Annotated in this window: 17 protein-coding genes, 2 pseudogenes and 1 riboswitch; of the genes and pseudogenes, 13 read left to right on the top strand and 6 right to left on the bottom strand. The window is 66.2% G+C overall.

Annotated elements, in window-relative coordinates; all coding sequences use genetic code 11:
• From F6X39_RS37075 to F6X39_RS28795, 3 genes and pseudogenes are all read left to right on the top strand, one after another.
• Positions 1-188 (top strand): annotated as a pseudogene (locus F6X39_RS37075) (IS6 family transposase); the annotation flags it as partial.
• A 592-nt stretch (positions 189-780) separates the two neighbouring features.
• Entirely contained in the window at positions 781-2,037 is a 1,257-nt protein-coding gene (locus F6X39_RS28800) for an acyltransferase family protein (RefSeq protein WP_187619072.1), read from the top strand.
• A gap of 23 nt (positions 2,038-2,060) precedes the next feature.
• Positions 2,061-2,234: pseudogene (locus F6X39_RS28795) on the top strand (ubiquinone-dependent pyruvate dehydrogenase); the annotation flags it as partial.
• A gap of 70 nt (positions 2,235-2,304) precedes the next feature.
• Here F6X39_RS28795 and crcB read toward each other — a convergent pair.
• Both crcB and F6X39_RS28785 read right to left on the bottom strand, forming a co-directional pair.
• Positions 2,305-2,685 (bottom strand): fluoride efflux transporter CrcB, encoded by a 381-nt coding sequence (crcB, locus tag F6X39_RS28790; RefSeq protein WP_184071198.1) that lies wholly within the window; start codon positions 2,683-2,685, stop codon positions 2,305-2,307.
• 72 nt (positions 2,686-2,757) lie between these two features.
• Positions 2,758-2,819: riboswitch (Fluoride riboswitch) on the bottom strand.
• Between the two features lie 77 nt (positions 2,820-2,896).
• Positions 2,897-4,084: an ammonium transporter gene (locus tag F6X39_RS28785; protein ID WP_187619071.1), complete on the bottom strand. Its 1,188-nt coding sequence runs from the start codon at positions 4,082-4,084 to the stop codon at positions 2,897-2,899.
• 432 nt (positions 4,085-4,516) lie between these two features.
• On the opposite strand from F6X39_RS28785, the gene F6X39_RS28780 reads away from it, so the two are divergent.
• Positions 4,517-6,274, top strand: coding sequence for a sensor histidine kinase (locus tag F6X39_RS28780; RefSeq protein WP_187619070.1), 1,758 nt, complete (start codon positions 4,517-4,519; stop codon positions 6,272-6,274).
• 42 nt (positions 6,275-6,316) lie between these two features.
• On the opposite strand, the gene F6X39_RS28775 is transcribed toward F6X39_RS28780, so the two are convergent.
• Both F6X39_RS28775 and F6X39_RS28770 read right to left on the bottom strand, forming a co-directional pair.
• Complete coding sequence (locus F6X39_RS28775) at positions 6,317-6,640, bottom strand: hypothetical protein (protein ID WP_090804088.1); 324 nt, start codon at positions 6,638-6,640, stop codon at positions 6,317-6,319.
• A gap of 282 nt (positions 6,641-6,922) precedes the next feature.
• Positions 6,923-7,780, bottom strand: a complete 858-nt coding sequence (locus F6X39_RS28770; RefSeq protein ID WP_187619069.1) for an oxidoreductase — start codon at positions 7,778-7,780, stop codon at positions 6,923-6,925.
• A gap of 321 nt (positions 7,781-8,101) precedes the next feature.
• On the opposite strand from F6X39_RS28770, the gene F6X39_RS28765 reads away from it, so the two are divergent.
• The 4 genes from F6X39_RS28765 to F6X39_RS28750 all read left to right on the top strand — a co-directional run bounded on the left by F6X39_RS28765 (position 8,102) and on the right by F6X39_RS28750 (position 12,857).
• Positions 8,102-8,566: a hypothetical protein gene (locus tag F6X39_RS28765; RefSeq protein ID WP_184066942.1), complete on the top strand. Its 465-nt coding sequence runs from the start codon at positions 8,102-8,104 to the stop codon at positions 8,564-8,566.
• A gap of 90 nt (positions 8,567-8,656) precedes the next feature.
• Positions 8,657-9,106: an Rrf2 family transcriptional regulator gene (locus F6X39_RS28760; protein ID WP_184029975.1), complete on the top strand. Its 450-nt coding sequence runs from the start codon at positions 8,657-8,659 to the stop codon at positions 9,104-9,106.
• Positions 9,107-9,286: 180 nt separating this feature from the next.
• Entirely contained in the window at positions 9,287-9,934 is a 648-nt protein-coding gene (locus F6X39_RS28755) for an NAD(P)-dependent oxidoreductase (protein WP_187619068.1), read from the top strand.
• Between the two features lie 118 nt (positions 9,935-10,052).
• Positions 10,053-12,857: a mechanosensitive ion channel family protein gene (locus F6X39_RS28750; protein WP_187619067.1), complete on the top strand. Its 2,805-nt coding sequence runs from the start codon at positions 10,053-10,055 to the stop codon at positions 12,855-12,857.
• A 30-nt stretch (positions 12,858-12,887) separates the two neighbouring features.
• Here the strand turns inward: F6X39_RS28750 and F6X39_RS28745 are convergent, their stop codons facing one another.
• Positions 12,888-13,556 carry a cysteine dioxygenase family protein gene (locus F6X39_RS28745; RefSeq protein WP_187619066.1) on the bottom strand — a complete coding sequence of 223 codons (669 nt, stop codon included), beginning with the start codon at positions 13,554-13,556 and terminating at the stop codon, positions 12,888-12,890.
• Between the two features lie 138 nt (positions 13,557-13,694).
• Between F6X39_RS28745 and F6X39_RS28740 the strand changes: the two genes are divergently transcribed.
• The gene (locus F6X39_RS28740; RefSeq protein WP_184044147.1) at positions 13,695-14,180 is read left to right on the top strand and encodes an Lrp/AsnC family transcriptional regulator; all 486 of its coding nucleotides are present in this window, start codon (positions 13,695-13,697) and stop codon (positions 14,178-14,180) included.
• A gap of 286 nt (positions 14,181-14,466) precedes the next feature.
• Entirely contained in the window at positions 14,467-14,676 is a 210-nt protein-coding gene (locus F6X39_RS28735; RefSeq protein WP_187619065.1) for a hypothetical protein, read from the top strand.
• A 19-nt stretch (positions 14,677-14,695) separates the two neighbouring features.
• On the opposite strand, the gene F6X39_RS28730 is transcribed toward F6X39_RS28735, so the two are convergent.
• Positions 14,696-17,230, bottom strand: coding sequence for an FUSC family protein (locus F6X39_RS28730; protein ID WP_187619064.1), 2,535 nt, complete (start codon positions 17,228-17,230; stop codon positions 14,696-14,698).
• A gap of 213 nt (positions 17,231-17,443) precedes the next feature.
• On the opposite strand from F6X39_RS28730, the gene recC reads away from it, so the two are divergent.
• The 3 genes from recC to F6X39_RS28715 all read left to right on the top strand — a co-directional run.
• On the top strand, positions 17,444-20,836 hold the full coding sequence (gene recC / locus F6X39_RS28725; protein WP_187619063.1) for an exodeoxyribonuclease V subunit gamma: 3,393 nt from the start codon (positions 17,444-17,446) through the stop codon (positions 20,834-20,836).
• The gene (gene recB, locus F6X39_RS28720) at positions 20,833-24,552 is read left to right on the top strand and encodes an exodeoxyribonuclease V subunit beta (RefSeq protein ID WP_187619062.1); all 3,720 of its coding nucleotides are present in this window, start codon (positions 20,833-20,835) and stop codon (positions 24,550-24,552) included. The genes recC and recB overlap by 4 nt, the downstream gene beginning before the upstream one ends.
• Positions 24,549-25,368: AAA family ATPase (locus tag F6X39_RS28715; protein WP_187619061.1), on the top strand; the 820-nt coding region annotated here is incomplete at its 3' end. The genes recB and F6X39_RS28715, both read left to right, overlap by 4 nt.

Here is a 25,368-nt window from a genome sequence, read left to right as displayed (position 1 = left end):
ATGAAGAAGACGAAATCGCTCTACCATGACCATCGATTCCCGGCGTCAGTCATCAGCCACGCGGTTCGGAGGTATTTCCGCTTTCAACTCAGCCGTCGCAACATCGAGGAGCTACTGTTCGAGCGCGGCGTGGTTGTCAGCCGAATCGATCCGGCGGTGGACGGACAAGTTCGGCGCCAGTTTTGCGCATCAGGTCAGGACTGCCCGTCGCAAGCCGGGCAGCACATGGCCCGCGAAAACAGAGATCCCTGAACTGGCGAATGTGAAGCACGTGTTCGTCAAGGCCTGCGCGCGCGAACAACCGCGCTGAAAACAGCCATCAACCCACGCGTGAACGCGAGCGCCGGATGCGAGGGTTTCGCTTGTCCGAACGCACGCAGTCATCTTCTGAGCGCCTCGCTCTATCGCAAACAGCTCGCCGCGCGATTTGAAGCGTGGCGTCTCTTCACCGGCATTGCCCAAGCTCCGTCCACCGTGTTCTGAGACACGCCTATTGGTTGCGTTTTTTTACATCGCAGCTCTGCGCATTTATTTTGTCACCGTTTTCTCATTAACGGGATGGGGCGGAGACGCGCGCGCTGGTTTCGGGCGATCTTCGCACACAGTGGTTTTTTTGCAGCTGCAATTGGTGCGGAAGCGCACATACCGGTTGCCGCGCCTCCATGAATCATGCTCCGCATATCGAGCCGCGTAAATTCTTTCAATTTAAAAATTAAAGAATATAAAAATGAAAGGAAACGCAATGAAGAGATATTTCCACGTAAGAAAAAGGAAAACAAAATGAAGGCGATGCTCCCGGGGCTGGACGTCCTGCGGTTCCTGCTGGCCTGCTATCTGGTCGTCTTCCACACGCTCGTCATTTACCCCGAGGCGAGGGCGATGCCAATGGCCGACTTCTTCAAATTCGGCGGCTGCGCGACGAGTATCTTCTTTATTCTGTCAGGATTCATTCTATCGCACGTTTCGGTGGAAAAGAAAACTGGCGAAGCGATGACGGTTTCGGCATCGAAGTTTTTTATCAACCGTTTTAGCAATATTTATCCCATTCACATCATTACGTTAGCGCTGAGCGTTGCATTAATGGCTGTGAATTCCCATCCCTTCGACACCGAACTGAGCAACCTCGATTCAGCAACACCGATTGTGCACACCATGAGCGGTGCGGAAGTGGCGGTCAATGCGGTTTTACAGATCCTGTTATTGCAGGCCTGGAATCCCTTTTATCTGTCATTCAACATTCCGTCGTGGTCGTTGTCGACGCTGTTTTTTTTCTATTTATTGTTTCCGGCGCTCGCGCCACGCCTGCTGTCGATGCGCTGGAAGTCCACGATGCTGATGGCGATGTGGGGCGCCAGCCTGTTGCCGGCCGTGATCGTCGTTGCAGGCGGCTGGTATCAGGTGTGGCCGATCGGTGTGTTGCATACCAATCCGCTGGTGCGGCTTCCGGAGTTTCTGGCGGGTATTCTCGCTTACGGGATATTCGAGGCGAACGTCGAAAGCATTACCGGCATGATCGCGAGTTGCCGATGGATCATATTCGCTGCTACAGGGGCACTTTTCATCGGCGCTACTTTTCTGTTTACGGCGGGAATGCGTTCGTGGGAAGTACTTCTTCACAACGGCGCACTCTTGCCCGCGCAAGTCGCGGTGATTTTTGTTTGCGCGAGCGCACTGCAAAACGCGTCGCCGCGCGTGGGCGCCTGGACGAGACGGCTCGGCAACGCTTCGTTGTCGATCTTCGCGCTGCAATACCCGCTATTTATCGGCTTTCTCAAAGTGCAGAAGCTGCTTGGCATTCCGTATTCGCTGTTGTCATGCGTGCATCGACCGCATGTTTGCCGGGCGGCGGCAAGCCAGGTGCCCGTGCATTTTTCCGCCTATCCGGTCTATCTGATCCTGGTGCTGGTGGCGTCGGTGCTGTTTCAGGAGCGGGTCGTGGTGCCGCTCAGGACCAGGCTGCGCCGCGTGCTGAAGAGTCGCTGGGACGCAGCGCGGCCCGCGCCGCTGCCTGCGACGTCGGTGCCGAAGACACAGTGAGACGCGCTGCCGGCCAGGTGCAGGCGTTTGCGCATCCCGGTCCCGCACTCGTCGATGTGGTCACATCGAAGCATGAGCTTGCCATGCCTCCGAAGGTGGAACTTGCCCATGCGAAGGGATTCAGCCTTTATATGCTGCGTGCGATATTGAACGGACGCGGCGACGAGATCGTCGAGCTGGCTCGCACCGAGCTCAGATGCAAACGGGCGCTAGCCCGATTGCCGACGGCTCGGGCCCGCGTCCGTGATCCTCGTCAACGTGTTCGACTCAGCGCGCCAGCAACGAAACCGTCGCGATGCCGAGAATCGTCATGATCAGCGAAGTGCTCAGGTGAATCGCCACTTCGCCCGCCGCCCAGCCGAACCGGCCGTCCTGCAGACGCTGCACGACCTCCGCGGAGAACGTCGAGAACGTCGACAGCCCGCCCATCAGACCGGTGATGACGAACAGCCGCCATTCCGGCGTGAGCTGGGGCACTCGCGCGAAGCCCGCGACCGCCACGCCGATGATGTAGCCGGCGATCACGTTGGCGGCGAGCGTGCCGAGCGGCAGGTCGCTAAAGACCGGGTTAAGTCGAATGCCGAGGAACCAGCGAAACAGCGAGCCGAGTGCGCCGCCAATCGCGACAGCGAGAAAAGACCAATACATGGAAGAGGATCGAAACCGGAATGTCGACAGACCGGTTGAAGCGGGCGAGTTGATGCCGCGTCCGCATAACCGGGCGTAGCAGGCATCATCAGCCCCAAGGGCGGTTAATGGAGAATGCCATCTCCAGCCGCGAAGTCTAACATCGGCGCGCGCATCTGGGGACAGGCGCGTGAGTCGCGCCTCTCCCGTTTCCCGCGAGCGCCGCCTTCGTTCACTCCGGCGTTGCCGAAATCTTGTGAATCGACAGATCGGCGCCGTTGTATTCCTCTTCCTGGTCGAGGCGCAGCCCGACCGTCATGCGGATCACGCCGTACACGACCGTGCCGCCGAGCCCCGACACGACGATTCCGCCGAGCGTGCCGATGACCTGCGAGGCGAACGACACGCCGCCCAGCCCGCCGAGCGAATGGATGCCGAAGATCCCGGCCGCGATGCCGCCCCATGCGCCGCACAGCCCGTGCAGCGGCCACACGCCGAGCACGTCGTCGATGCGCCAGCGGTTCTGCACGCAGGTGAACATGTAGACGAACAGCACGCCGGCGATACCGCCCGTGACCAGCGCGCCGAGCGGATGCATGATGTCCGAGCCCGCGCACACCGCGACGAGCCCGGCGAGCGGGCCGTTGTACGTGAAGCCCGGGTCGTTGCGGCCCGCGAACCACGCGCTCAGCGTGCCGCCGACCATCGCCATCAGCGAATTGACCGCGACGAGGCCGCTGATCCTGTCGAGCGTCTGCGAGCTCATCACGTTGAAGCCGAACCAGCCGACCGTCAGCACCCATGCGCCGAGCGCGAGAAACGGAATGTTCGACGGCGGATGCGCGGCGATGCCGCCGTCGCGGTGATAGCGACCGTGGCGCGCGCCGAGCAGCAGCACGGCCGGCAGCGCGACCCAGCCGCCGAACGCGTGCACCACCACCGAGCCCGCGAAGTCATGGAACGGCGCGCCGAAAGCCTGCGTGAGCCAGTCCTGGATGCCGAAGCGGCCATTCCACGCGATGCCTTCGAAGAACGGATAGATGAAACCGACCAGCACGAACGTCGCGAACAGCTGCGGATTGAACTTGGAGCGCTCGGCGATGCCACCCGACACGATCGCGGGGATCGCGGCGGCGAACGTCAGCAGGAAGAAAAAGCGCACGAGCGCATAGCCGTTGTGCTGGGCGAGCGTCGCCGCGCTGTCGAAAAACTGCACGCCGTATGCGATCGTGTAGCCGATGAAGAAGTACGCGATCGTCGAGACCGCGAAGTCCACCAGAATTTTGACCAGCGCATTCACCTGATTCTTCTTGCGCACGGTGCCAAGCTCCAGGAAGGCGAATCCCGCGTGCATCGCCAGCACCATGGCAGCGCCCATCAAAAGAAACTCGGTATCGGCGCCGTATTTCAGACTTTCCATCGATATGTCCCGCTTATGCCAAAAAAGTGCGCTATGTCAGCAAGAAGCGGGCCAAAGCTGTGCTGGTCGCGTCGACACGGTGCAATCGGGCACCGGGATGGGCATCCGATGGATTTTGAGCCATGCGCCGCCCGAGCGCGTCATGCACCTGAACAGAGAGGAATAGCACAAGAAAAGTGCATAAATCGACGCCCTTGCGCAGATTGACCCAGAGGAGGGCGAAATATCCGATGTAAATTACATTTTGATTCGAAATCCTGACGCAGCAAGATGCTGGTCGGGCGCGTCGATGCCCATTTCTGGCGCACTGTGCGCGAACGGCAGAAGCTACCGTCGACGCGTTCGTGCCCCTCTTTCTTTTCCCGCGCAAACGCCGACATAATGTGCCGACTCCGTGCACGATCCGCCGGCCAACCCCTCCCATGGGCACGCATGAGACTGACCACTAAAGGCCTGCTTCTGATCGCGATCCCGGCCGTTTTCGAACTCGCGCTGCTCACCGGTGTCGTGAAGGCCCAGACCGATGCGACGATGGCCGAGCGCTGGGCGATCCATAGCGAGAAGGTGTTGCGCCAGACCACGGAGATTCTCGATCCGGTGCTGGCCGAATCGGTCGCGCTGCGGGGCGCGGTGCTCGCCAACGACGCGCATTTCACCACCCCGATCACGGTATGGATAGACGTCGACCGGCGCATCGACGAGCTCGCCGAACTCGTCGCGGACGATCCGGCGCAGGTCAAGCGCGTGGCCGAGGTGCGCCAGGCGGTGCAGACGTACCGCCAGTGGTCCGACCGGATCCAGGACATGCTGCACGCCGGGCGGCGCGGCGAGATTCTCGCGCGCTTCCACGATCTCGCCCAGGCCGACGTGCTCGATCATTTCCGTGTGGAGGTGACCGCGTTCCAGGCCGAGGAGCGCCGTCTCGATAGCTCGCGCTCGAATGCCGTCGCCGCCGTGCGCGAACGGGAACAGACGCTGATCGTCGCGGCCGCGTTGGGCTCGCTGGTGTTCGTCGCGCTCGCCGTCTGGATGTTCACGCGCGGTGTGCGCGGCCGGCTCGCGCTGCTGTCCGACAACGCGGGCCGGCTCGCCGGCAACGAGCCGCTCGCGCCGCTCGGCGCGGGTAGCGATGAAATCGCGCGGCTCGATCTGACCTTGCACGAGACGAGCCGCCGACTGCTCGAAGCCGAGCGCATCGAAGCTCGCTTTCACGCGGACCTCGAGCGGCGCGCCGCCGAGCTCGCGCGCAGCAACGAGACGCTGCGCCAGCAGACCCAGGAAAACGAAATGTTCATCTACAGCGTGTCGCACGACCTGCGCGCGCCGCTCGTGAACCTGCAGGGATTTTCCAGGGAGCTGATTCGCGCAAGCGACGAGTTGCGCGACGCGGTGCGCGGTTCGTCGCTCGCGATCAGCACGCGCGAGCGGATCGAGCGCCTCGTCGACGAGGACATCGGCGAGGCGCTGCACTATCTGCAGACCGCGGTGCTGCGCGCGTCGCACATCATCGACGCGCTGCTGCGGCTGTCGCGGGTCGGGCGGGTCGAGTACCGGCGCCAGAATGTCGATGTGCGCGACATCGTGCAACGTGTCGTCGATGCGATGCAGGGCTCGATCCGTGCGCGGCGCGCCCGCGTGACGGTCGGCGAACTGCCCGCGGTATGGGGCGATCCGACCGCGCTCGAACAGATCTTCGCAAACCTGATTGGCAACGCAGTCAACTATCTGGACCCGGCGCGCGAGGGCCGCGTCGAAATTGGCACGACGCCTGCGCCGCCGGGCGTGCATTCGCTGCGGATCTTCTACGTGCGCGACAACGGCCTCGGTATCCCGGCGATCGCGCTGCCGCGCCTGTTCACCGCGTTCCAGCGGCTGCACGGCAATGCCGCGGCCGGCGAGGGCATCGGCCTCGCGCTCGTGCGGCGGATGGTCGAGCGACATGGCGGCCGCGTGTGGGCGGAATCGAAGGAGGGGGTGGGCACGACGTTCTATCTGTCGCTGCCAGAGGCGGGTGCTGCGGGCGCGAAACCGGCCGCGGCTGGCGCGGCTGCGCTCGCCGCGGCGGGTCCGGCTCCGGCGGCGCGCGGTGCGCGTGAGAGTGTGCCGGGCGCTGCGGGACCAGGCTTGGGCGCAGGCGGCGGGTCGTCCGCGCGTTCGATCGACGCGGTGCGAGGAATCAGCACGCGGTAGGGGGCGCTCGATCGTGCGGCGCGGATGGCGCTCGCCCGCGCATCAACCGGCGAAAATCCGCCGCGGCTTCAGCAGTCTTCTGCCGCGCACCGACCAGTAGCAACCGCATGCCAGCAGCACGGCGATGCCGGCGAACGTTTCGGCCGGTGTTGGCCGAATGCCGGCAAGACCCTCGACGGCAAACAGGCCGTGCGTGACACCGAGCAGCGCCGCCCACAGTGCACACGCGGCCTGCATCAGCAAACGGGTCCCTTTCATATGCCGAGCGCGGGTGTCGTGCGACCAGGTGGGCAGCCGGCGCGCGCAGAAAAAAACGATCGCCATCAGCATGATGACGAGGGTGACGATCCAGTCGATCAGTTTCATCGAAACAGCACTCCCCAAAAGGAGCCGCGACTATAGGGAGGTGTTTCGCCTGCAACTGTCGGAAGATTCTGAATTGTGGGGCGATGTTGAACGATGTTGAGGCGAGCGCCGCTGCAAGTCGACGCTCGTCGCTGCACCTGGCCTCGGGGCTCGGTGCGCGATCCGCGTGCCGCCCAGCTGCGAGTACATCGATGTGCTCGCCAGATTGCATCAATCCTCGCAGGGTTCGGGCGCAATGCCAGAACAGCGGCTCAACCCATGCCGAACCGCCGCTTTCCTCGCTCAGGCAGCGAAGTCGGTTGAAGACGACAGCTGTTTCCACGTTTCCGTTTCCTGCGTCACATAAGCGTTTTTCGCAGCGATGGCGGCCAGCGTGTCCGTCCCAAGCGGCAGGCGCAACGGCGGGGACGCCGCGTCGACCAGCGCGATCATCGCGGCCGCCAGCCTGGTCGGGTCGCCAGGCTGGTTGTGATTCAATTGCATGGCCTTGCGGCGAACCGCACCCGAGGTTTCGTCGTAATCGTCGATCACCTCGGGCGCCACGACCAGCGAGGACGCATCGAGAAAGTCGGTACGAAAATACCCCGGCTCGACGACTGTCGCGCGAATGCCCAGCGGTCTCAACTCGGCATGCAACGCTTCTGTGATGCCTTCGACGGCGAACTTCGTCGACGAATACACGCCAAAGCCCGCCGCGGCACGATAGCCGCCAATCGATGAAACATTGATCACGTGGCCCGAGCGGTTCGCGCGCATGGTCGGCAATACAGCGCGCGTGACGTTGAGCAAGCCGAAGACATTCGTGTCGTAGATGCGACGCACCTCGTCGTCGGCGGATTCTTCCACCGCGCCAAGGAGACCGAACCCGGCGTTGTTGACCAACACGTCGATGCGGCCGAATTTTTCAATCGCGGCCTGCACCGCCGCCTTTGCCTGGGCCTCGTTGGTCACGTCCAGCTCCACCGGCAGCAACGCAGCCGACTCGCCAAGACGCTCGCTGATCGCCGCGACCTTGCGTCCAGCGGCCACCACCGCGTTGCCGTCCGCGAGCGCGGCTTCAGCTATCAATGCGCCGATGCCTCGCGATGCGCCGGTGATGAACCATACCCGCTTGAAACCACCCTGTTGAACGTTAGCCATGATGTCTCTCCTACGTGTGTGATGAAGTGATGCCATCGTAAGCTCGGCGATTGACACAAACTAGCCGTACATGATTGGCGACATAATCAACTTTTATTTGCTAATTGGGGCTTCGCAATACTGCCGCGGCAAGAGGCGCGCGCCGAGGACGATCGTTGAGGAAAGGGTCGCCTTTTGAATCGCGCGGACATCAGCTCCATCAGGTTCGGCAGAACCGCGACCAACTCGCCGGGGCGATCCGAAGCGGCCGCGCGGCGCAACGGCGGTATCATGGGCACGTCTTCGCATGTGCGAGCCGCCCGACGCGGCTCCTTCCAGATCATGATTTCATCTCTTTCCTCATCGTTATTGCGCCGCGCGGCGGTCGTGGCCCTCGTATTCGGCGCGCTGGCCGCGTGTCAGAAGAACGACGCGTCGGCCGGCCAGGTCGCGGGCAAGCTGAACGACGCCGCGCAGCTTGCCGGTCAGAAGCTCGATCAGGCCGCGAGCTACGTCGGCCAACAGGTCGACGCGACCAAGGACGCCGCGCAACAGAACCTCGACTCGGCCTCCGCGCCGTCGCTCAAGATCGACCCGGCCGCGCTCGCGTCGAGCGCGCAGGCCAACCTGCAGAACGCGGCGAGCGCGGCCAACGCGCAGCTCGGCAAGGCCGCGTCGATCACGGGCCAGGGCCTCGAAACGGCGGGGCGCAAGCTGCAGGCGTGGTCGGCGCAGAATGCGGGCGCGTCGGCTTCGTCGACTGCATCGACCGATTCCGCCGACGCGCAGAAGCAGATGGATAAATGACTCGCGCCGTTCGATCCGGTTTCGCCGTTTGACATTAGCGTCATATGTAATTACGATGGTTACACATTGTCGTTTCGGGACGGATCTGCCGTGAACACGAGTAGCCGGTTTGCCTTTGCCGTGCATGTGCTCGCGCTGTTGTCGCTACAGGGCGGCGTGCCGTTGTCGTCGGAGATGATCGCGGGCAGCGTGAACACCAATCCCGCGCTCATTCGCCGGCTTCTGAGCATGCTCTCCGACGCCGGCCTCACCACCTCGCAGATGGGCGCCGGTGGCGGCGCGTTGCTTGCGCGGCGGCCGGAACGGATCACGTTGCTCGAGGTCTATCGCGCGGTGGAAGACGCACAGTTGTTCGCGTTGCATCGCGAGGAGCCAAATCCAGCGTGCATGGTGGGGCGCAATATCCAGAGCGTGTTGAGCGGGATCATCGACGAAGCGCAGCAGGCAATGGAAGCGACGCTGGCCGCGCGCACGCTCGCCGACGCGACTGCCGACGTGGTCCGCTCGGAGAAGCAGCGCGAGCGCAAGCGCCGTGCTTGAGCGTGTCTTCGCGCGCAAGACTCGGCGGCGGCGAACGATAGAAGCGCAGTGTCGTAGGGCGCGGGTCGAACTATTCCGGCACGCGTGCCAAACAAAGGAACGGGGTGAGCGCCCCGCTTTTTTTCTCGTTATATGTAACTATAAAAGTTACATATAAGACAACCTGAGGAGTACGCTGATATGAGCAAGCAACTGAAGATCGCCCTGTTTGGCGCGACTGGCATGATCGGTTCGCGCATCGCCGCGGAAGCCGCGCGTCGCGGGCATCAGGTGACGGCGCTGGTGCGCGATCCGGCGGGCGTGCCGGCTGGCGTCGCGAATCTGCATGCGGCGCAGGCCGATCTGCTCGACGCCGCGAGCGTCGGCGCGGCGGTGCGCGGTCACGACGTGGTCGCAAGCGCGTATGCGCCGCCGCAGGGCGATCTCGCCACGCTGACGCAAGCGACACGCGCGCTGGTCGAGGGGGTGCGCGCGGCGGGGCTGAAGCGCGTCGTCGTGGTAGGCGGCGCGGGCTCACTCGAAGTCGCACCGGGCAAACAACTGGTCGATACCGACGGCTTTCCGGACGCGTACAAGGGTATTGCACTCGCGCACCGCGACGCCTTCGAGTACTACCGCGGCGTGACCGATCTCGACTGGACGTTCTTCGCGCCAGCCGCGCTGATCGCGCCGGGCGAGCGCACCGGCAAGTTCCGCACGGGCGCGAACACGCTGATTGCGGACGCGGACGGCAACAGCCGCATTTCGGCCGAAGACTACGCGATCGCGTTCGTCGACGAACTGGAGCAGGGCCGCTTCATCCGCCAGATCGCGACGGTCGCGTACTGACGAGCGGCGGTTCGAATTCGCCGGCCGCGCAAGCGTACTAACATTCGGTTACGCATGTTCGGCCGCGCCGGGCGAAACTGCGGCTACACTGGCGTCTGCCGTTTTCTCACGGATTGCCATGCAGTCATGCCCGTCGCGGCGTGAGTCCGAGGCTGCGCCGTCTGGCGGCGGGCAGCAGCCGGCGATTCTCAGCGCCCCCCATCTCTCCTCCGCTCACACCGCTCGCGATACTGCCAGCGGCGACGCCCGCCCGCGCGCGAGCACAGATGCCGTCGGTTGGTTTGCCGCGCTGCTGTGCGCCGCGCTGATTCTGTGCCTCGGCGCGCTGCCGCGCATGGCGCAGGCCGCGGGCCCCGCGGTCGGCGGCGGCACGCCGGTGATCCCGGCATTGCAGAGCCTGATCAACAGCGCGACGGTGAACGCGACGCCGGCGTCCGCGGCATCGGGGGCGTCGGCGCCCGAGGCGGCGTCGGCGCCGTCGCCCGCGAGCCAGGCGGAGCTGGCGCGTTCGCTCGACAGCGTGATCGCCACGCTCGACAACGACCGCCAGCGCAGCGCGCTCGTTGCCCAGCTTAAAAAGCTGCGCGACGTGTCGCAAAGCGCCGCGCAAACCGTCGGGCCACCCGCGCCCGCGTCCGCGCAACCTAGCCCGGGCCTGCTCGGCGCGATCGCCTCGGGCATCGCGTCGTTCGAATCCGACGTGCATCAGGGCCGCACGCCGGTGCGCTACTGGAGCGGGCGCGTGACCGCGGCCGGCAACGAGCTGTACACGATCGTCTCGGGCCAGGGACACGAGGGTGTCGGCACGATCCTGTTGGCGATGCTGGGGATGCTGGCCGGCTGGGGCGCCTGTGCCGGCGCGCTGATCTATCTGCAGCAACGGCTGCACCGGCGCTTCGGTGTCGAGCTGGTGCTGCGGCCCAATCCCACCACGCGCGAGCTGCTGATCTTCGCGTTGCGCCGCGTCGGTCCGTGGATCATCGCGTTCATCGCGGCGCTGCTGTTCATGCGCGCGATGCCCGATTCGCTCGGCCGCACGCTCGGCATGGTGGTCGCGTATGCGATCGTCGCGGGCGCGGTGTTTTCCGCGATCTGTCTGATCATGTTTTCGTTGTTCGGCTCGGGCCACCGCCGCGTCGCGGTGCGCCTCTTGATCGATCACGCGCGCCGCGTGCTGTTCGTGATCGGCGTGTGCGGCGCGCTCGGCGACGCAGCCGTCAATTACGACGTCGAGCATCAGCTCGGCACCAACCTCGCCGCGCTGATTTCGACCGCGGCCAACATGACGGCCGCCGTGCTGACCGGCTATTTCGCGCTCGCGTTTCGCCGGCCGGTCGCGCATCTGATCCGCAACCGGCCGTACGAACAGCGCAACGACCACAAGGCCGCGACCGATGCGTTCGAGGTGCTCGCCGCGCTGTGGCACGTGCCGGTGCTGGTGCTCGCGGCCGCGTCGGTGGTCGCGACGCTCGGCGGCTCCGGCTCCAGCGAAAACGTGCTGCAGATCTCGATCGTCACCGCGCTGCTGCTGGTGCTGGCGTTCTTCCTGTCGGCGATCGTGCTGCGCATGACGCGGCCGCGCAGCGCCCGCGCGCGGCGCCGCTCGCCGTATCTGACGCGGCTGCTGCGCTTTTGCGGCACGTTGCTGACATTGTTCATCTGGCTGTTTTTCTTCGAATCCGCGGCGCGTCTGTGGGGCGTGTCGCTGGCCGCGGTGATCGAGAGGAACGTGGCGGCGCGCGGCGTCGCGCATGCGATGACGGCGATCGTCGCCACCGTGTTCATCGCGTGGCTGCTGTGGATTCTGGTCGACACCGCGATCACCGAGACGCTCAATCCGGGCAGCCCGCGCAACAAGGCACGCAGCCCGAGCATGCGCGCCCGCACGATGTTGCCGCTGGTGCGCAACGTGTTGCTCGTCACGATCATGACGATCGGTGGGATCGTCACCGCCGCGAACCTCGGCATCAACGTGACGCCGCTGCTCGCGGGCGCGGGCGTGATCGGTCTGGCGATCGGTTTCGGCGCGCAGTCGCTGGTGACCGACCTGATCACCGGGCTCTTCATCATCATCGAGGACACGATCTCGGTCGGCGACTGGATCGACGTCGATGGCGGGCATGCGGGCACGGTCGAGCATCTGTCGATCCGCACCGTGCGGCTGCGCGACGGGCAGGGCGCGATCCACGCGATTCCGTTCTCGCAGATCAAGATCGTGAAGAACCTGTCGCGCGATTTCGCGTACGCGGTGTTCGAGGTGCGCATGTCGTTCTCGACCGATGTCGACGAGATCACGCAGCTGATTCGCGAAGTCGGCGCGGAGCTGATGGCCGACTTCCGCTACCGGCGCGAGATGCTCGGGCCGATCGAGGTGTGGGGCCTCGACCGCTTCGATCCGAACTGGATGGTCGTCAAAGGGCAGATCAAGACGCGGCCGCTGCAGCAATGGAGCGTCGCGCGCGCGTTCAATTTGCGGCTCAAGCGCAAGATGGACGAGGCCGGCATCGAGATTCCGGTCGCGCAGATGCGGGTGTACACGTCGTCGAAAGATAGCGAGGGCGAGCCGCTGCGCGACGATGAGATGACCGGGTTCGTCGCGCCTGTGAATGCCGGTGCCGATGACAGCCGGCATGCGCATGGCGAGGCGCAGCAGCCGGCGCGGGACGGCGAGCGCGGCAAAACCCATCAAAGGGCGCATGAACCCACTCGTGAAAGAGACCGCGAAGCGGCGCACGAGTATCCGCGCGAAGCTGAGTATGAGGTGGGCGTCGTTGGCCCGTCGGCGCGCGCGTCGACACAGGTGCCGCTTGCGCCCGCCCGTGACGTGTCGCACGAACCGCGTCCGGCGCCGCCGACGACCGGACAGACCTCGCCGATTCCGCCGCAGATTCCGACGGCGGGTGATGTGGGTGGGAAGAATTGAGGCGGGAGTGTGTTTGGGGCCGTGCAACCGTCAAACCATCTCCGCCGCGTCGTCCATGCGCACGATGTCGTTCACGTGCGTGCCGATCCGCGCGCCTTCGACGCCATAGATATGCAGCGACACTGCCGGCGCATCACTGCTGTTGCCAAGCCGATGAATCGCAGCACGGCCGCCGCGCACGAACGACACTGCGCCGCGTTTGCGCGTCTGAGCGCGCAGCGCGCTCGCGCATTGATGCGCGTCGTCCCATTCGAAGACCGTTTCGCTGAGCTTGCCCTCGACCACCGCGTAACCGCACCAGGTGTGATGCGCGTGCACGGGGCTCGCCTGGCCGGGCTGCCAGACCAGCGCGGCAATCGCATAGCGGCCCTGCGGGTCGGCGATGAGCAGATGGCGCCGATAGGTCTCGGCGGAACCTTCGCGTTGCATCGGTGCGAGCAGCGCCGGGTCCGCGGCCGCCTCGGCGAGCGCGAGCCGCATGGTGCGCGCGAAGAACGTCGAATGCGACGGTTCCGGAAATTTCGCGCAGGCTTCGAACATCGCGTCGAGTGTGTCGCACAGGCGCTCGAGCGGTGTGCGCCCGATCTCGCCCAGCGTTTGTGTCGGTAACGCGGCCGCTTCAAGTCGGGCCGGGTCCGGCAGCGACTTCAGGTAATCGGGAAGGTGCTCGAAAGCGGTGGCGCGAAGGTCGTCGCTCATGGTTTTATTGCAGCGCGGGCGCTGCTGTTCGGCAATTTTCGGTATCGATATTTATACCGGTTTTCCCGGAGAAAGAGTTTCCATATAATTCCCTCGACCGTCAGAAAAGTAGAATAATTTCCTATGAGGGGTGGTGGTATGAGTATGGATATCATCGATCGGAAGCTGCTCGAATTGCTGCAGGCAGACGCGACGATGCCGATCGCCGAACTCGCGCAGCGCGTGAACCTGTCACAGACGCCTTGCTGGAAGCGGCTGCAGCGCCTGAAGGAGGCGGGCGTGATTCGCGCGCAGGTGGCGCTGTGCGACGCGCGCAAGCTCGGGGTCGGAACCACGGTGTTCGTGGCGGTGCGGACGAATCAGCACACGGAGACATGGGCCGCCGCATTTACGCAGGCGGTGCGCGATATTCCGGAAGTGGTCGAGGTCTACCGGATGAGCGGCGAGACCGACTATCTGCTGCGCGTGGTGGTCTCCGATATCGACGACTACGACCGGATCTACAAACAGTTGATCACGGCCGTGCCGCTGTACGACGTGAGTTCGAGCTTTGCGATGGAGCAGATCAAGTATTCGACGGCGTTGCCGGTGCGGCCGGTTGTGACTGTCACAAATAACGGCTAACGCGCGACATGCGATGGGGCGGTGACGAACGAACGGAACACGGGTTCGCTACGATGGCGACGTGGTCGATGCATTTAAGGCGACGGGAGAGCACAGACCAAAATCACCAGCAGCGACACGAGGCAGACCGGGTGCCGTCAGGAGCGCCGCTTGCTGCCTCGACAGCAAACGCGCCACAGCGCATCCATACTGCTCCCCCGGCTGCAAGCCGCGTGCAAGCCCACGGGGCGTAGAATGCCGCCTTCTCCGACCCATCCGCGACTGCGTCGCGAACCGAGCCCGCTTCATGACCAGACCGCCGCGCAAGAAGAATCCGACCTTTGGCATCTCCGTCTTTATCGTGGTGGCGATCCTGCTGGTGATTGCCACGCTGTTCTATAACGCGATCCGCGAAAAGCACGAGTTCGACAGCCAGTCCACGCAGGTGTCGCCAGTGGCTTCGCAGGCAGCCGCGGCGGCCACCGCGATGAAACCGGCGAGCGGCGCCGCGCAATAACGCCCGCGCGCTTCCTGCTTCACTCCTCCGGCAGCCGGATCATGCTCGCGTCCTTGCGAATCTGCGCGGACGCCGCGAGCATCTGCTTGCATTGATGCGAGAGCAGCTTCGTGTCATGCACGGCATCGGCCGTATAGTCCGGCGATTTCTCCGTTTCGACGACCATCGCATCGAGTTCGCGACTCATCAGTTTGATCTGCTCGCCCTGCTCGGCGGGCAACGCGGTGCCGGCTTCGGCGGCGCTCAGGTTGTCGCGCACGAGGCTCAAAGCGCGCTGCAGCGGCTGTAGCGAGATATCCTCGACCTGGTGCTGCTGTTGCGCGGAAGTGCGCAACAGTGGCGCGGCGGCCGTGATCTGCGACGCGAGCACATGGCTGCGCACCAGCAGACCGTTCAACTCCGGCACGAACTTCTGCGCGGACTTCGGTTCGAGCATCATCCGCTGGAACGCCTGACCGAGATTCGCGAACGCAACGTGAACGTTCTTGCGCGCGAGCCGATAACGGTAATCGCGGTCGAGCGCGGTCGCCGCGGCGGCAGCGGCGACCGATGCACCGCTTGCCGGCCGCGCGGTCGCGTTGCGGATCGTGGTGGTGTCATGACTGACCTCGCCCGCGTTCGCCTCGGCATTGGCGTCGGCGACCGGCTGTGCCACGCCGGCACGCCCAGCGCCGCGCGCACCGACGCCACCCGCCACTTCGGCACCGGCACCGGCACCGGCACCGGCTCCGGCGCCGGCGAGCGCCGGGCCGCCAAAGCCGATCGCCGGATCCGCCATCGCCGCCGCCGGCGCGCGCGCGCCGGCTTCGGTCACGGCCGCGACCACCGCCGCGGCCGGTTTGCCGCTCCACCACCAGCTCGCTTCGAGATACTGCCGCGTCGCGCTGATCATGTTGTTGACGAGCTTGCCCATCAAGCGGTACTCCCAGTACGGGAACAGGTGGCTCGCCGCGATCGCGATCGCGCAGCCGACTACGGTGTCGATCGCGCGCTCGCCGATGATGCGCATGCTGCCCGGCGCGAGCAGATGGAACAGCAGCAGCACATACGATGACGTGAACACGACGCTCGCCGTGTAGTTGAACAGCAGCAGGCTGTAGCTCATCACCATCGACGCGAACATCACGACCATCAGGATGTGCGGCTCCTTCACGAAGATGATCAGCGTGATGCTCGCCGCGCAGCCGATCAGCGTGCCGATGATCCGCTGCCCATTGCGCTGCTTGGTCAGCGAGTAGCCGGGCTTCAGAATGATCACGGTGGTCATCACGATCCAGTACGCGTTCGTGAGCGGCAGCAGGCGGCCGAGCCAGAAGCCCACGGCGACCGCGATCGTCACGCGCAACGCGTGTCGAAAGCTCGGCGAGGCCATCGTCAGATTCGACAGGATCTGCCCGAACGGCACGCGCCGGCTCGACACGAAACGGCTCAGCGCCTGGTCGATGCGCAGTTCGGTTTCGGTCGGGCTCGGCTCGGTGGTAAGGCTTCGGCGCATCTTGTCGATCAGCCGCGTGGCGCTCCAGATGCGGCGGAAATTCGACGACACGGCCGAATACGCCTCCGGGTTCTGCGTCGGCAGCTCCTGCTTGCGCATCAGTTCGATTTCATACTCGATCGCGCGCAATTCCGCCTTCACGTTCACGCGCATGCGCGGCGCCTGGTTCTGCAGCACCGCGAGGCCGATCTCCTCGAGATCTTCGGCCGCCTTGCGGATCAGATCGCGATAGAACACCAGCAGATCGGAGCCGCCGAACGTGCTGCGCACGAGCGTGTAATCGGTTTGCGCGCCGACGAACAGCTCGTGCAGATCGACGCTATTGATGAACAGGTTGTAGAGCATCGCGCGGCGTGGTTCGAGCTTGCCGCGCTTCAACTTGGGCAGATTGCGCAGCACCATGTCGCGCGCGGCGTCCTGGCGATCGACCGCGGAGATCTGCTTGTCGACGAGGTTGCGATAGCACTCGTCGAGATCGTTGTCGAGATCGTAGAAGGCGGCGCGCGCGAGCAGATAGTCCGCGCACGCGAACACGCTTTCGGCGAGCGCCTGCTGCTCGATCCGATGCATCATCCAGCGGCTCACGAAGGTCGACCAGTACGTGTACCAGAGACCGCCGAGCAGGATCCACGACGCGTTGACGAGCGCCTGCAAGGGCGTGAAGTGCTCCTCCAGCGTCATGATCATCATGAACAGCGTCGCGAAGCTGATCTGCGGCCAGCGATTGCCGTACACGACGATCAGCGACAGCACGAACGTGAGCGGCACGACCGTGCACCACAGCGCGAGCGGATTGACGGTGGCGAGGCCGGTGGCGAGCGCGGACAGAAAGCCGATCACCGAGCAGGCCAGCATCTCGTTGTGCTTGTACTTGAGCGGGCCCGGCATGTCGACGACGCAGGCGCCGAGCGCGCCGGTCGCGATCGTGAAGCCGAGGTCACGATTGTGAAACACGATCAGGCACAGGATGGCCGGTAACGACACGCCGACCGCGATGCGCAGGCCGCCATAAAAGTACTGGCTATAAAGGAATTTTCTTATTTCGACCGAATAGCGCATCGACTACCTGAATCCATTCACTGAGAAAGCCGCAGTTGGAAAGACAGCGCGAAACTGCCGTCGAGTCTAACTGATTTTGCGCGCGTTCTGACCTCGTCCATTCGGCCAGGTTATGCCCTGGGGATGGGTTTGTTATGCTGTCGCTTCAATGTCCGCCATGGCTCGCGCGCATCGCTCGCGGGCCATCAGCGTGCCAAACGTGATCTGGAATCCATGCTTCAGCTCTTCTACTCGAACCGCTACGAGACGCTGGTGGGCGCGCTGCTCGGCGACCTCGCGCAAGCGCCGTCCGACCCGTGGACCGCGCGGCCCGTGATCGTGCCGAGCGCGGCCGTGCGCCGGCGGCTCGAGCTCGATATCGCCGCGCGCCAAGGCATCTGCGCGAACGTTAACTTTGGTTATCTCGCGCAATGGCTGTGGGCGCAGATCGGCGGCGTGATCGAGGTGCCGAAGCATTCGCCGTTCGCGCCGGACCGGCTCGTGTGGCGCTGCTACCGGCTGCTCGACGACTCAGACGAAGCGCTGCCGTGGAACGCGTCGCCGCGTCTGCGCACCTATCTCGATGCGGCCGACGCGTCGATGCGCTACGAACTCGCGCGGCGCGTCGCGACCGTGCTCGATCACTATCTGACTTATCGCCCCGAATGGCTGCTGCAATGGCACAAGGGGGGCTCGATCTTCGCGAGCGGCGCGGCTGACGACACCGGTCCGCGTCTGACCGGCGCGAGCGACGCGGCGCGCGAGGACGAGCGCTGGCAGGCGGCGCTGTGGCGCGCGGTGCTCGCCGAGCTCGCGCAAGCCGGCGGTCATGCGCACTCATCTGCGGCCGCGCTGCCGCCCGCGTATCGGTTCCTCGATGAAATCGCGGCGCTCGATCTCGAGGCGATCTCGAACGCGCGATGGCCCGAGGCGGTCAGCGTGTTCGCGCTGCCGACCATGCCGCCGCTGCATATCGCGTTGCTGCGCGCGCTGTCGCGCTGGATCGACGTGCGTCTGTACGTGATGAACCCGTGCCGCGAGTTCTGGTTCGACGTGGTCAGCGAAGGGCGCGTGCAGGCACTCGACGCGGCGGGGCGGCTCGACTATCAGGAAGTCGGTCATCCGCTGCTCGCCGAATGGGGCCGCCAGACTCAGGCGCAGCTGCATATGCTGCACGAGCTGACCGAAAGCGCCGCATCGGCCGAGACCGGCGACTTCACCGAAAACCCGGAGCCGAGCTGGCTCGCCGCCGTGCAGAACGGCATCCTCGCTTTGCGCAATGAGGCCGATGCCGACGAGTTGCCTATCGAGCGCGGTATCGAGGTGCACGTCTGTCATAGCCTGTCCCGGCAGCTCGAAGTGCTGCACGATCGCCTGCTCGGCTGGTTCGACGAATTCGACGATCTGCAGCCGTCCGACGTGCTGGTCGCGGTGTCCGATCTCGCGGCGGCCGGTCCGCTGATCGATGCGGTGTTCGGCACCACGCCCGCCGGCGACACGCGCCGCATTCCGTACCGCATTACCGGCTTGCCGCCGTCGCAGGCCAATCCAGTCGCGCGTCTGTTGCTCGACTGGCTCGCGCTGCCCGAGCGCAGCGTCGGCGCGCCGGATCTGATCGAATGGCTGCGCGTCGATGCGGTCGCGGTGCGCTACGGCATCGATGCGAATTCGCTCGAAGCCGCGCAGGAATGGCTCGCGGCCGCCGGCGCGCGGCGCGGGCTCGCGCCGCTCGAACCGTTGGCTGAACACGTGCCGGTCGCGCGTCATACGTTCGCCGATGCGCTGACGCGCCTGTACCTTGGCTACGCGATGCCGGCAGGCGGCGAGCCGGTCGATGCGTGGCTGCCGGTCGAAGGCGCGGGCGGTTCCGATGCTGAACTGCTCGGCCGTCTGTCGCGTTTCGTCGACGACATCGACAGCTTCGCGGCGAGCTGCGCGATCGAGCGCACGCCGTCCGACTGGTCGCAACTGCTGCTCGAAACGCTCGGGCAGTGCTTCGACGGCGGCGTCGAGTTCGCCGATTCGCTCGCGGCCGTGCGCGACGCGCTCGATGCGATGAGCGCCGCGATGCAGGCCGGCGCGCCTGATGTGTTGCTGCCGGCGTCGGTGGTGCGCACCGCGCTCACCGAAGCGCTCGACGACCCCGCACGAGGCGGCGTGCCGTGGGGCAGCGTGACGTTTTCTTCGCTGACGAGCTTGCGCGGTTTGCCGTTCCGCGTGGTCTGCCTGCTCGGCATGGACGACGGCGTGCTGCCGTCGCTCGCGCGTGCCGACGAGTTCGATCTGATGGCCGCGTTCGGTAAGGCCGGCGATCGTCAGCGCCGCGACGACGAGCGCAATCTGTTCCTCGATCTGCTGCTCGCCGCGCGCGAGCGGCTCTTCATCGCCTACACGGGCCGCAGCATTCGCGATAACGCGCCGCTGCCGCCGGCCGCGCTCGTCGATGAACTGCTCGATCATCTCGCGCAGGTGTCGGCGGGCGAGGACGCGAGTCCGGCCGAGGTCGACAGCGCGCGGCGCGAGTTCATCGTCGAGCATCCGTTGCAGGCGTTCGCGTCGGACTACTTCGCGGCGAAGCCCGATCTGTTCACCTACGACGCCGATCGCGCCGAACTGGCCACGCTGCTTGCCGAACCGCAGCATGCCGCCGCCACGCCGTTCTTCGATCAACCGCTGCCGCCGGAAGATATGCACGAGGTGGCGTTCGACGACTTCGTGCGCTTCTGGCGTCATCCGGCGCGCGCACTGCTGCGCGACCGGCTCGGTATCGCGTTGTCGGATGCGCAGGGCGAGTTGCTCGACACCGAGCCGTTCGATCTCGACTATGCGGGCCGCGACGCACTCGCCGAGCGCCTGCTGCCGGTCCTGCTAGACGCCGGCACCGACGACGAGGTGATCTATAGCCGCGTGCAGCGCGTCGCCGAGGCGAGCCCCGAGTTGCCCGGCGGCGCGACCGGCGCGGTCTGGCGCGCGCGCGAGCTGTCCGCGCTGCGGCAGTTGGCGCAAAGCGTGCGGCGCGAAGTGGCCGCGGGCGTCGAGCGTTTGCCGTTCGTGCTCGACGTCTCGCCGCGCTGGCCGCAAGGCGGCGCTGGCGCCGACAGCGCCGTCTCCCTGTTTGGCGACTACGACGCGCTGTTGCGCGAGTCCGCCGAAACGCCGCTGCATTTGCGCGGCACCTTGAACCTGCTGACCGGAACGGGACAAGTGATCTTTCGTTATGCCAAAGCCAGCGCGCGAGACTATCTGTCCGCGTGGCTCGCGCATCTGGTCTATTGCGCGGCGCAGCCGGACGGGCCGCGCCGCACCGTATGGCACGGCAGCGGCGAGAGCTTCGAGCTCGCGCCCGTCGCGGCTCCGCTCGACGAACTCGCGCCGTTGGCTGCGCTCTTCAATGCCGGCCGCCGGCTGCCGCTGCGCTTCTTCCCGAAAAGCGCATGGGCGCGGCTCAGCGAAAGCGAATCGGCGGCGCAAGGCGTATGGGTCAACGACCGCGTGCGCGGCGAATCCGACGACCCCGCGTTGCGCATCGCGCTGCGCGGCACACCGCTCACGCTCGACGAGCCGTTCGGCAGCCTCGCCGCGATCGTCTTCAAGCCACTGATCCAGCATTTGCGGAGCGCCTCATGAGCGACGCGCTGCGCCATCAAAGCCTCGCCGCCGACGAACTCGACGTGTTCGCATGTCCGCTCGACGGCGTGAACCAGATCGAAGCGTCGGCGGGCACCGGCAAGACGTGGAACATCTGCGCGCTGTACGTGCGGCTGCTGCTCGAAAAGAACCTGAACGCGGATCAGATTCTCGTCGTCACGTTCACGAAGGCCGCGACCGCGGAGCTGCACGAGCGCATACGCGGCCGTCTCGCGGAACTGCATCGCGCGATCGAGATGGACGACGACGGCGACGATCCGTTCATCCGCCGGCTGTTCGAAACGACGCTCGCGCCGGAGCGCGGTATCGAGCGCGAGGCCGCGTTGAAGGTCGTGCGCCGCGCGCTGCGCACGTTCGATCAGGCCGCGATCCACACGATCCACGCGTTCTGTCAGCGCGCCTTGCAGGAAGCGCCGTTCGCGGCCGCGATGCCATTCGCGTTCGAGATGGAAGCCGACGACGCGGCGCTGCGTTTCGAACTCGCCGCCGATTTCTGGCGCGAGCAGGTCGAGCCGGTCGCGCATGCGCATCCGGCGTTCGCCGCGTGGCTGGTGGCCAAGCGCGCCGGTCCCGCGTCGCTCGACGAGCAGCTGGCCCGGCGCCTGAAAAAGCCGCTCGCGCAATTGCGCTGGGGCAACGTCGACGCGGCCGGCGCAAGCGCCGATCCGCAGGCCGGCTTCGATGTCGCGTGCGCGATCTGGCGGGCCGAACGCGACGCGATCGTCGCGCTACTGGCCGAGGCACAGGAGCGCCTGAGCAAGACCACGCACAAGCCCGATCACGTGAGCGCCGCGATCGCCGCGTGGACCGACTACTTCGCGCAGGGCGATTGCCATGCTCCGCCGCCGCGCGCCGCGCTGAAGCTGACGGCGTCGGCGTTGAAGAAGGCCACCAGGGTCAAGTTCGAGCCGCCCGCGCATCCGTTCTTCGAGCATGCCGACGCGCTGGCCGCGGCCGTGGTCGCCGCCGAGGCCGCGCAGCGCGCGCGCTGGCTCGCGCTGGTGCAGACATGGCTCGACTACGCGCCGGCCGAGTTGGTGGCGCGCAAGCGCACGCGCCGCGTCGTATCGTTCGACGATCTGCTCGCGAATCTGTATCGCGCACTGGCCGCGCATGCCTGGCTCGCCGATGCATTGCGTAGCCGCTATCCGGCCGCGCTGATCGACGAGTTCCAGGACACCGATCCGCTGCAATTCGCGATCTTCAGCCGCATCTTCGCGCCGGCGGGACCGCTGTTCCTCGTCGGCGATCCGAAGCAGGCGATCTACAGTTTTCGCGCGGCGGATCTGCATACGTATCTCGCGGCGCGCGAGTCGGCGTCCGCGTGCTACACGCTCGCGGTCAACCAGCGTTCGACCGCACCGATCGTCGAGGCGTGCAACCGGATCTTCGAAGCGAACCGCCAGGCGTTCGTGCTCGACGGGCTCGACTATCAGCCAGTGCGTGCGGGCGAGCGGCGCCGCGCGCCGTTTACCGATCCCGACGCGAGCGGCGGCGATTTCCGCATCTGGACGTTGCCGCGCGGCGCAACGCCGCTGGACAAACGCAGCGCGCAGCGCGCCGCGAGCGAAGCGTGCGCGGCCGAGATCGTGCGGCTTTTGCGAGGGGCGCGCGAAGGTGTCGTGACGATCGGCGACAAGCCGCTCGCACCGGGCGATATCGCCGTGCTCGTGCAGACGCACAAGCAGGGCAGCCTCGTCAAACGCGTGCTCGCGGCGTGGGGCGTCGGCAGCGTGGAGCTTGCGCAGGCGTCGGTGTTCGCGACGCTCGACGCCGAGCAGATCGAACGCGTGCTGGCCGCCATCGACACGCCCGGCGATCTGCGTCGCCTGCGCGCCGCGCTCGCCACCGACTGGCTCGGGCTCGATGCCGCCGCGCTGTGGCGTCTCACGCAGGTCGCCGATGCGCCCGCGGCCGAGGCCGTTGACGAACCCGCGCCGGCGCTCGACGCCGCCGACGCGATGGGCTGGGTCGAGCGTTTTTCGCGCTACCGGATGCTGTGGCACGAACGCGGCTTCGCGGTGATGTGGCGCACGCTGGTGCGCGAGCTGCGCGTCGCGCAGCGGCTCGTCGCGGGTGTCGACGGCGAGCGTCGGCTGACTAACGTGAACCATCTCGCCGAGCTCGTGCAGGCGCGCGCGGCCACCCAGCCCGGCATCGCGCCTACCTTGCGCTGGCTCGCCGCGCAGCGCGAGCAGGGCGGCGGTGACGAGGCCCAACTGCGGCTCGAGTCGGATCGCAATCTCGTGCAGATCGTCACGGTCCATAAATCGAAGGGACTCGAATACGCGGTCGTGTTCTGTCCGTTCCTGAACGATGGCGGCTTGCGCGAGCCGCCCTCGTCGGGCTTGCCCGATGCGCGCGAGTATCACGACGACAGCGGCGACGCGGTGCTGCACTACGGTTGCGACGAAGAGGAAGCCGAGCGCGCCTCGCGTTACGCGGTGCGCGAGCAGGCGGCGGAACGCGCGCGGCTCGTCTATGTGGCGCTCACGCGCGCGGTGTATCGCTGTTACCTGGTCGCGGGCACGTATCTGTCGTCGCGCTCGACGAAGGAGTCGCGGCGCAGCGTGCTGAACTGGCTCGTCGGCGGCAGCGGCCACACGTTCGACGCCTGGCTCGCCGAGCCGCCCGACGAAGCCGCGCTCGCGGCGAGCTGGCAGGCGCTCGCGGGCGGACCGGTCACGTTGCGGGCGCTGCCCGAAGTGACGCGCCGCGTGCCGCTCGAAAGTCTGCGGGATCAGGGCGCGCATCTGCACGCGCGCGCGAATCGGCGGCCGTTGCGCGATCAGTGGCGCATGGCAAGTTTCAGCGGGCTGATCGCGGCCGGCGGCAGGAGCGCGGATGCGCACGCGCCGCAGGAAGACGTGCGGCCCGACCACGATGAAATCGCCGATGCGCTACCCTCCGCGCCGCTGCTCACGCCGCTCGCCGCGTCGAGCGCCCCGGCGCATGCCGACGACGACATCCTCGCGTTCCCGCGCGGCGCGGCGGCCGGCGATTGCCTGCATCGGATGTTCGAACTCGCCGATTTCACCGAGGCGCGCACCTGGCCCGACGCGATCCGCGGCGCGCTGCGCGAGCGTCCGGCGCCGGCCGCGCCCGAGCTCGCCGTGCGCTTGCCCGCGATGATGCATCGGCTGATCGCCGACGTCGTCTCGACCGAACTCGTGCCGGGCATGACGCTCGCGCGGCTCGATCCGCGTCGGCGCCTGAACGAACTCGAGTTTCTGTTCGCGGCCCCGTCGCTGGATTTTCGGGCGCTGCGCGAGCTGCTGATCGAATACGGCTATCCCGACGTCGCGCTCGAGCCCGGCGTGCTGCGCGGGTTCGTCAAAGGATTTATCGACATGATCGTCGAGCACGACGGCCGCTTCTGGATCGTCGACTGGAAGTCGAACCATCTCGGCGACACCGCCGCCGACTACGCGGCCGCGCCGCTCGAAGCGGCGATGGCGAGTCACGCGTACCACCTGCAGGCGCTGCTTTATACGGTCGCGTTGCATCGCTATCTGAAGACGCGCGTGCGCGACTATGCATATGACACGCATATCGGCGGCTACCTGTATCTGTTCGTGCGCGGCGTGCGGCCCGACTGGCGCGATGTCGACGGTGCCGCCGGTGTGCACAGGCGGCGTGCGCCGTTCGAACTGGTGGCGCTGCTCGACGCGGCGATGATCGGAGGTGGCGCATGAGCACGCCCGGCACGCTTGATGAGCGCGCGGCCGCGCCGCTCGGGCTCGAGGACATCGGCGTCAACCTGCCCGCGCCGGCCGATTTCAGCATCGCACTCGCCGAAGGGTTCGCGCGCCGTATCGGCATGCTCGCGCGGCGCGGTGGCGCATCGACCGAGGTGGTGAAGTGGGCCGCGCGCGGCGCGTTCGCCGCGAGCCGCGCGACCGCCGAAGGGCACGTGTGCGTGCCGCTCGCGACGCTCGCGCGCCGCTTCGACGCGTCGAGCGCCGAAGTGCGCGCGGCGCTGCTCGCGAGCGGCATGGCAAGCGATGGCGCAGCGGACGCGGCGGGCGCGGCGGCGTTGCGCCCGCTCGTGATCGACGCGCAGGGGCGTCTCTATCTCGCGCGCTACTACGACTACGAGCGGCGCCTGGCCCACGCCCTGGTCGCGCATGCGACGGGCGAGGCGAGCACCGCGAAGGCCGACGCGGACACCGCCCCCGCCGCTTTGCGCGAACGCCTGCTGCGCTACTTCGGTCCGCCGCGAGACGACGACGTCGACTGGCAACGCGTCGCGGCCGTGATGGCGCTGTCGGGGCGGCTGACGATCGTCAGCGGCGGCCCGGGAACCGGCAAGACCACGACCGTGGTCGGCGTGCTTGCGTGTCTGCTCGATGCGCGCGCCGATTTGCGCATCGCGCTGGCGGCGCCGACCGGCAAGGCGGCGCAACGGATGCAGGAAGCGTTGCTCGCGCGCGCGGGCGACCTGCCGCCCGAACTCGCCGCGCGTTTGCCGCAGACGTCGTACACGCTGCATCGATTGCTGGGGTCGGGGC

The organism is Paraburkholderia sp. UCT2 (assembly GCF_014397665.1).
Classification (GTDB): domain Bacteria; phylum Pseudomonadota; class Gammaproteobacteria; order Burkholderiales; family Burkholderiaceae; genus Paraburkholderia; species Paraburkholderia tuberum.
This window is presented reverse-complemented; position numbering and strand designations above follow the sequence as displayed.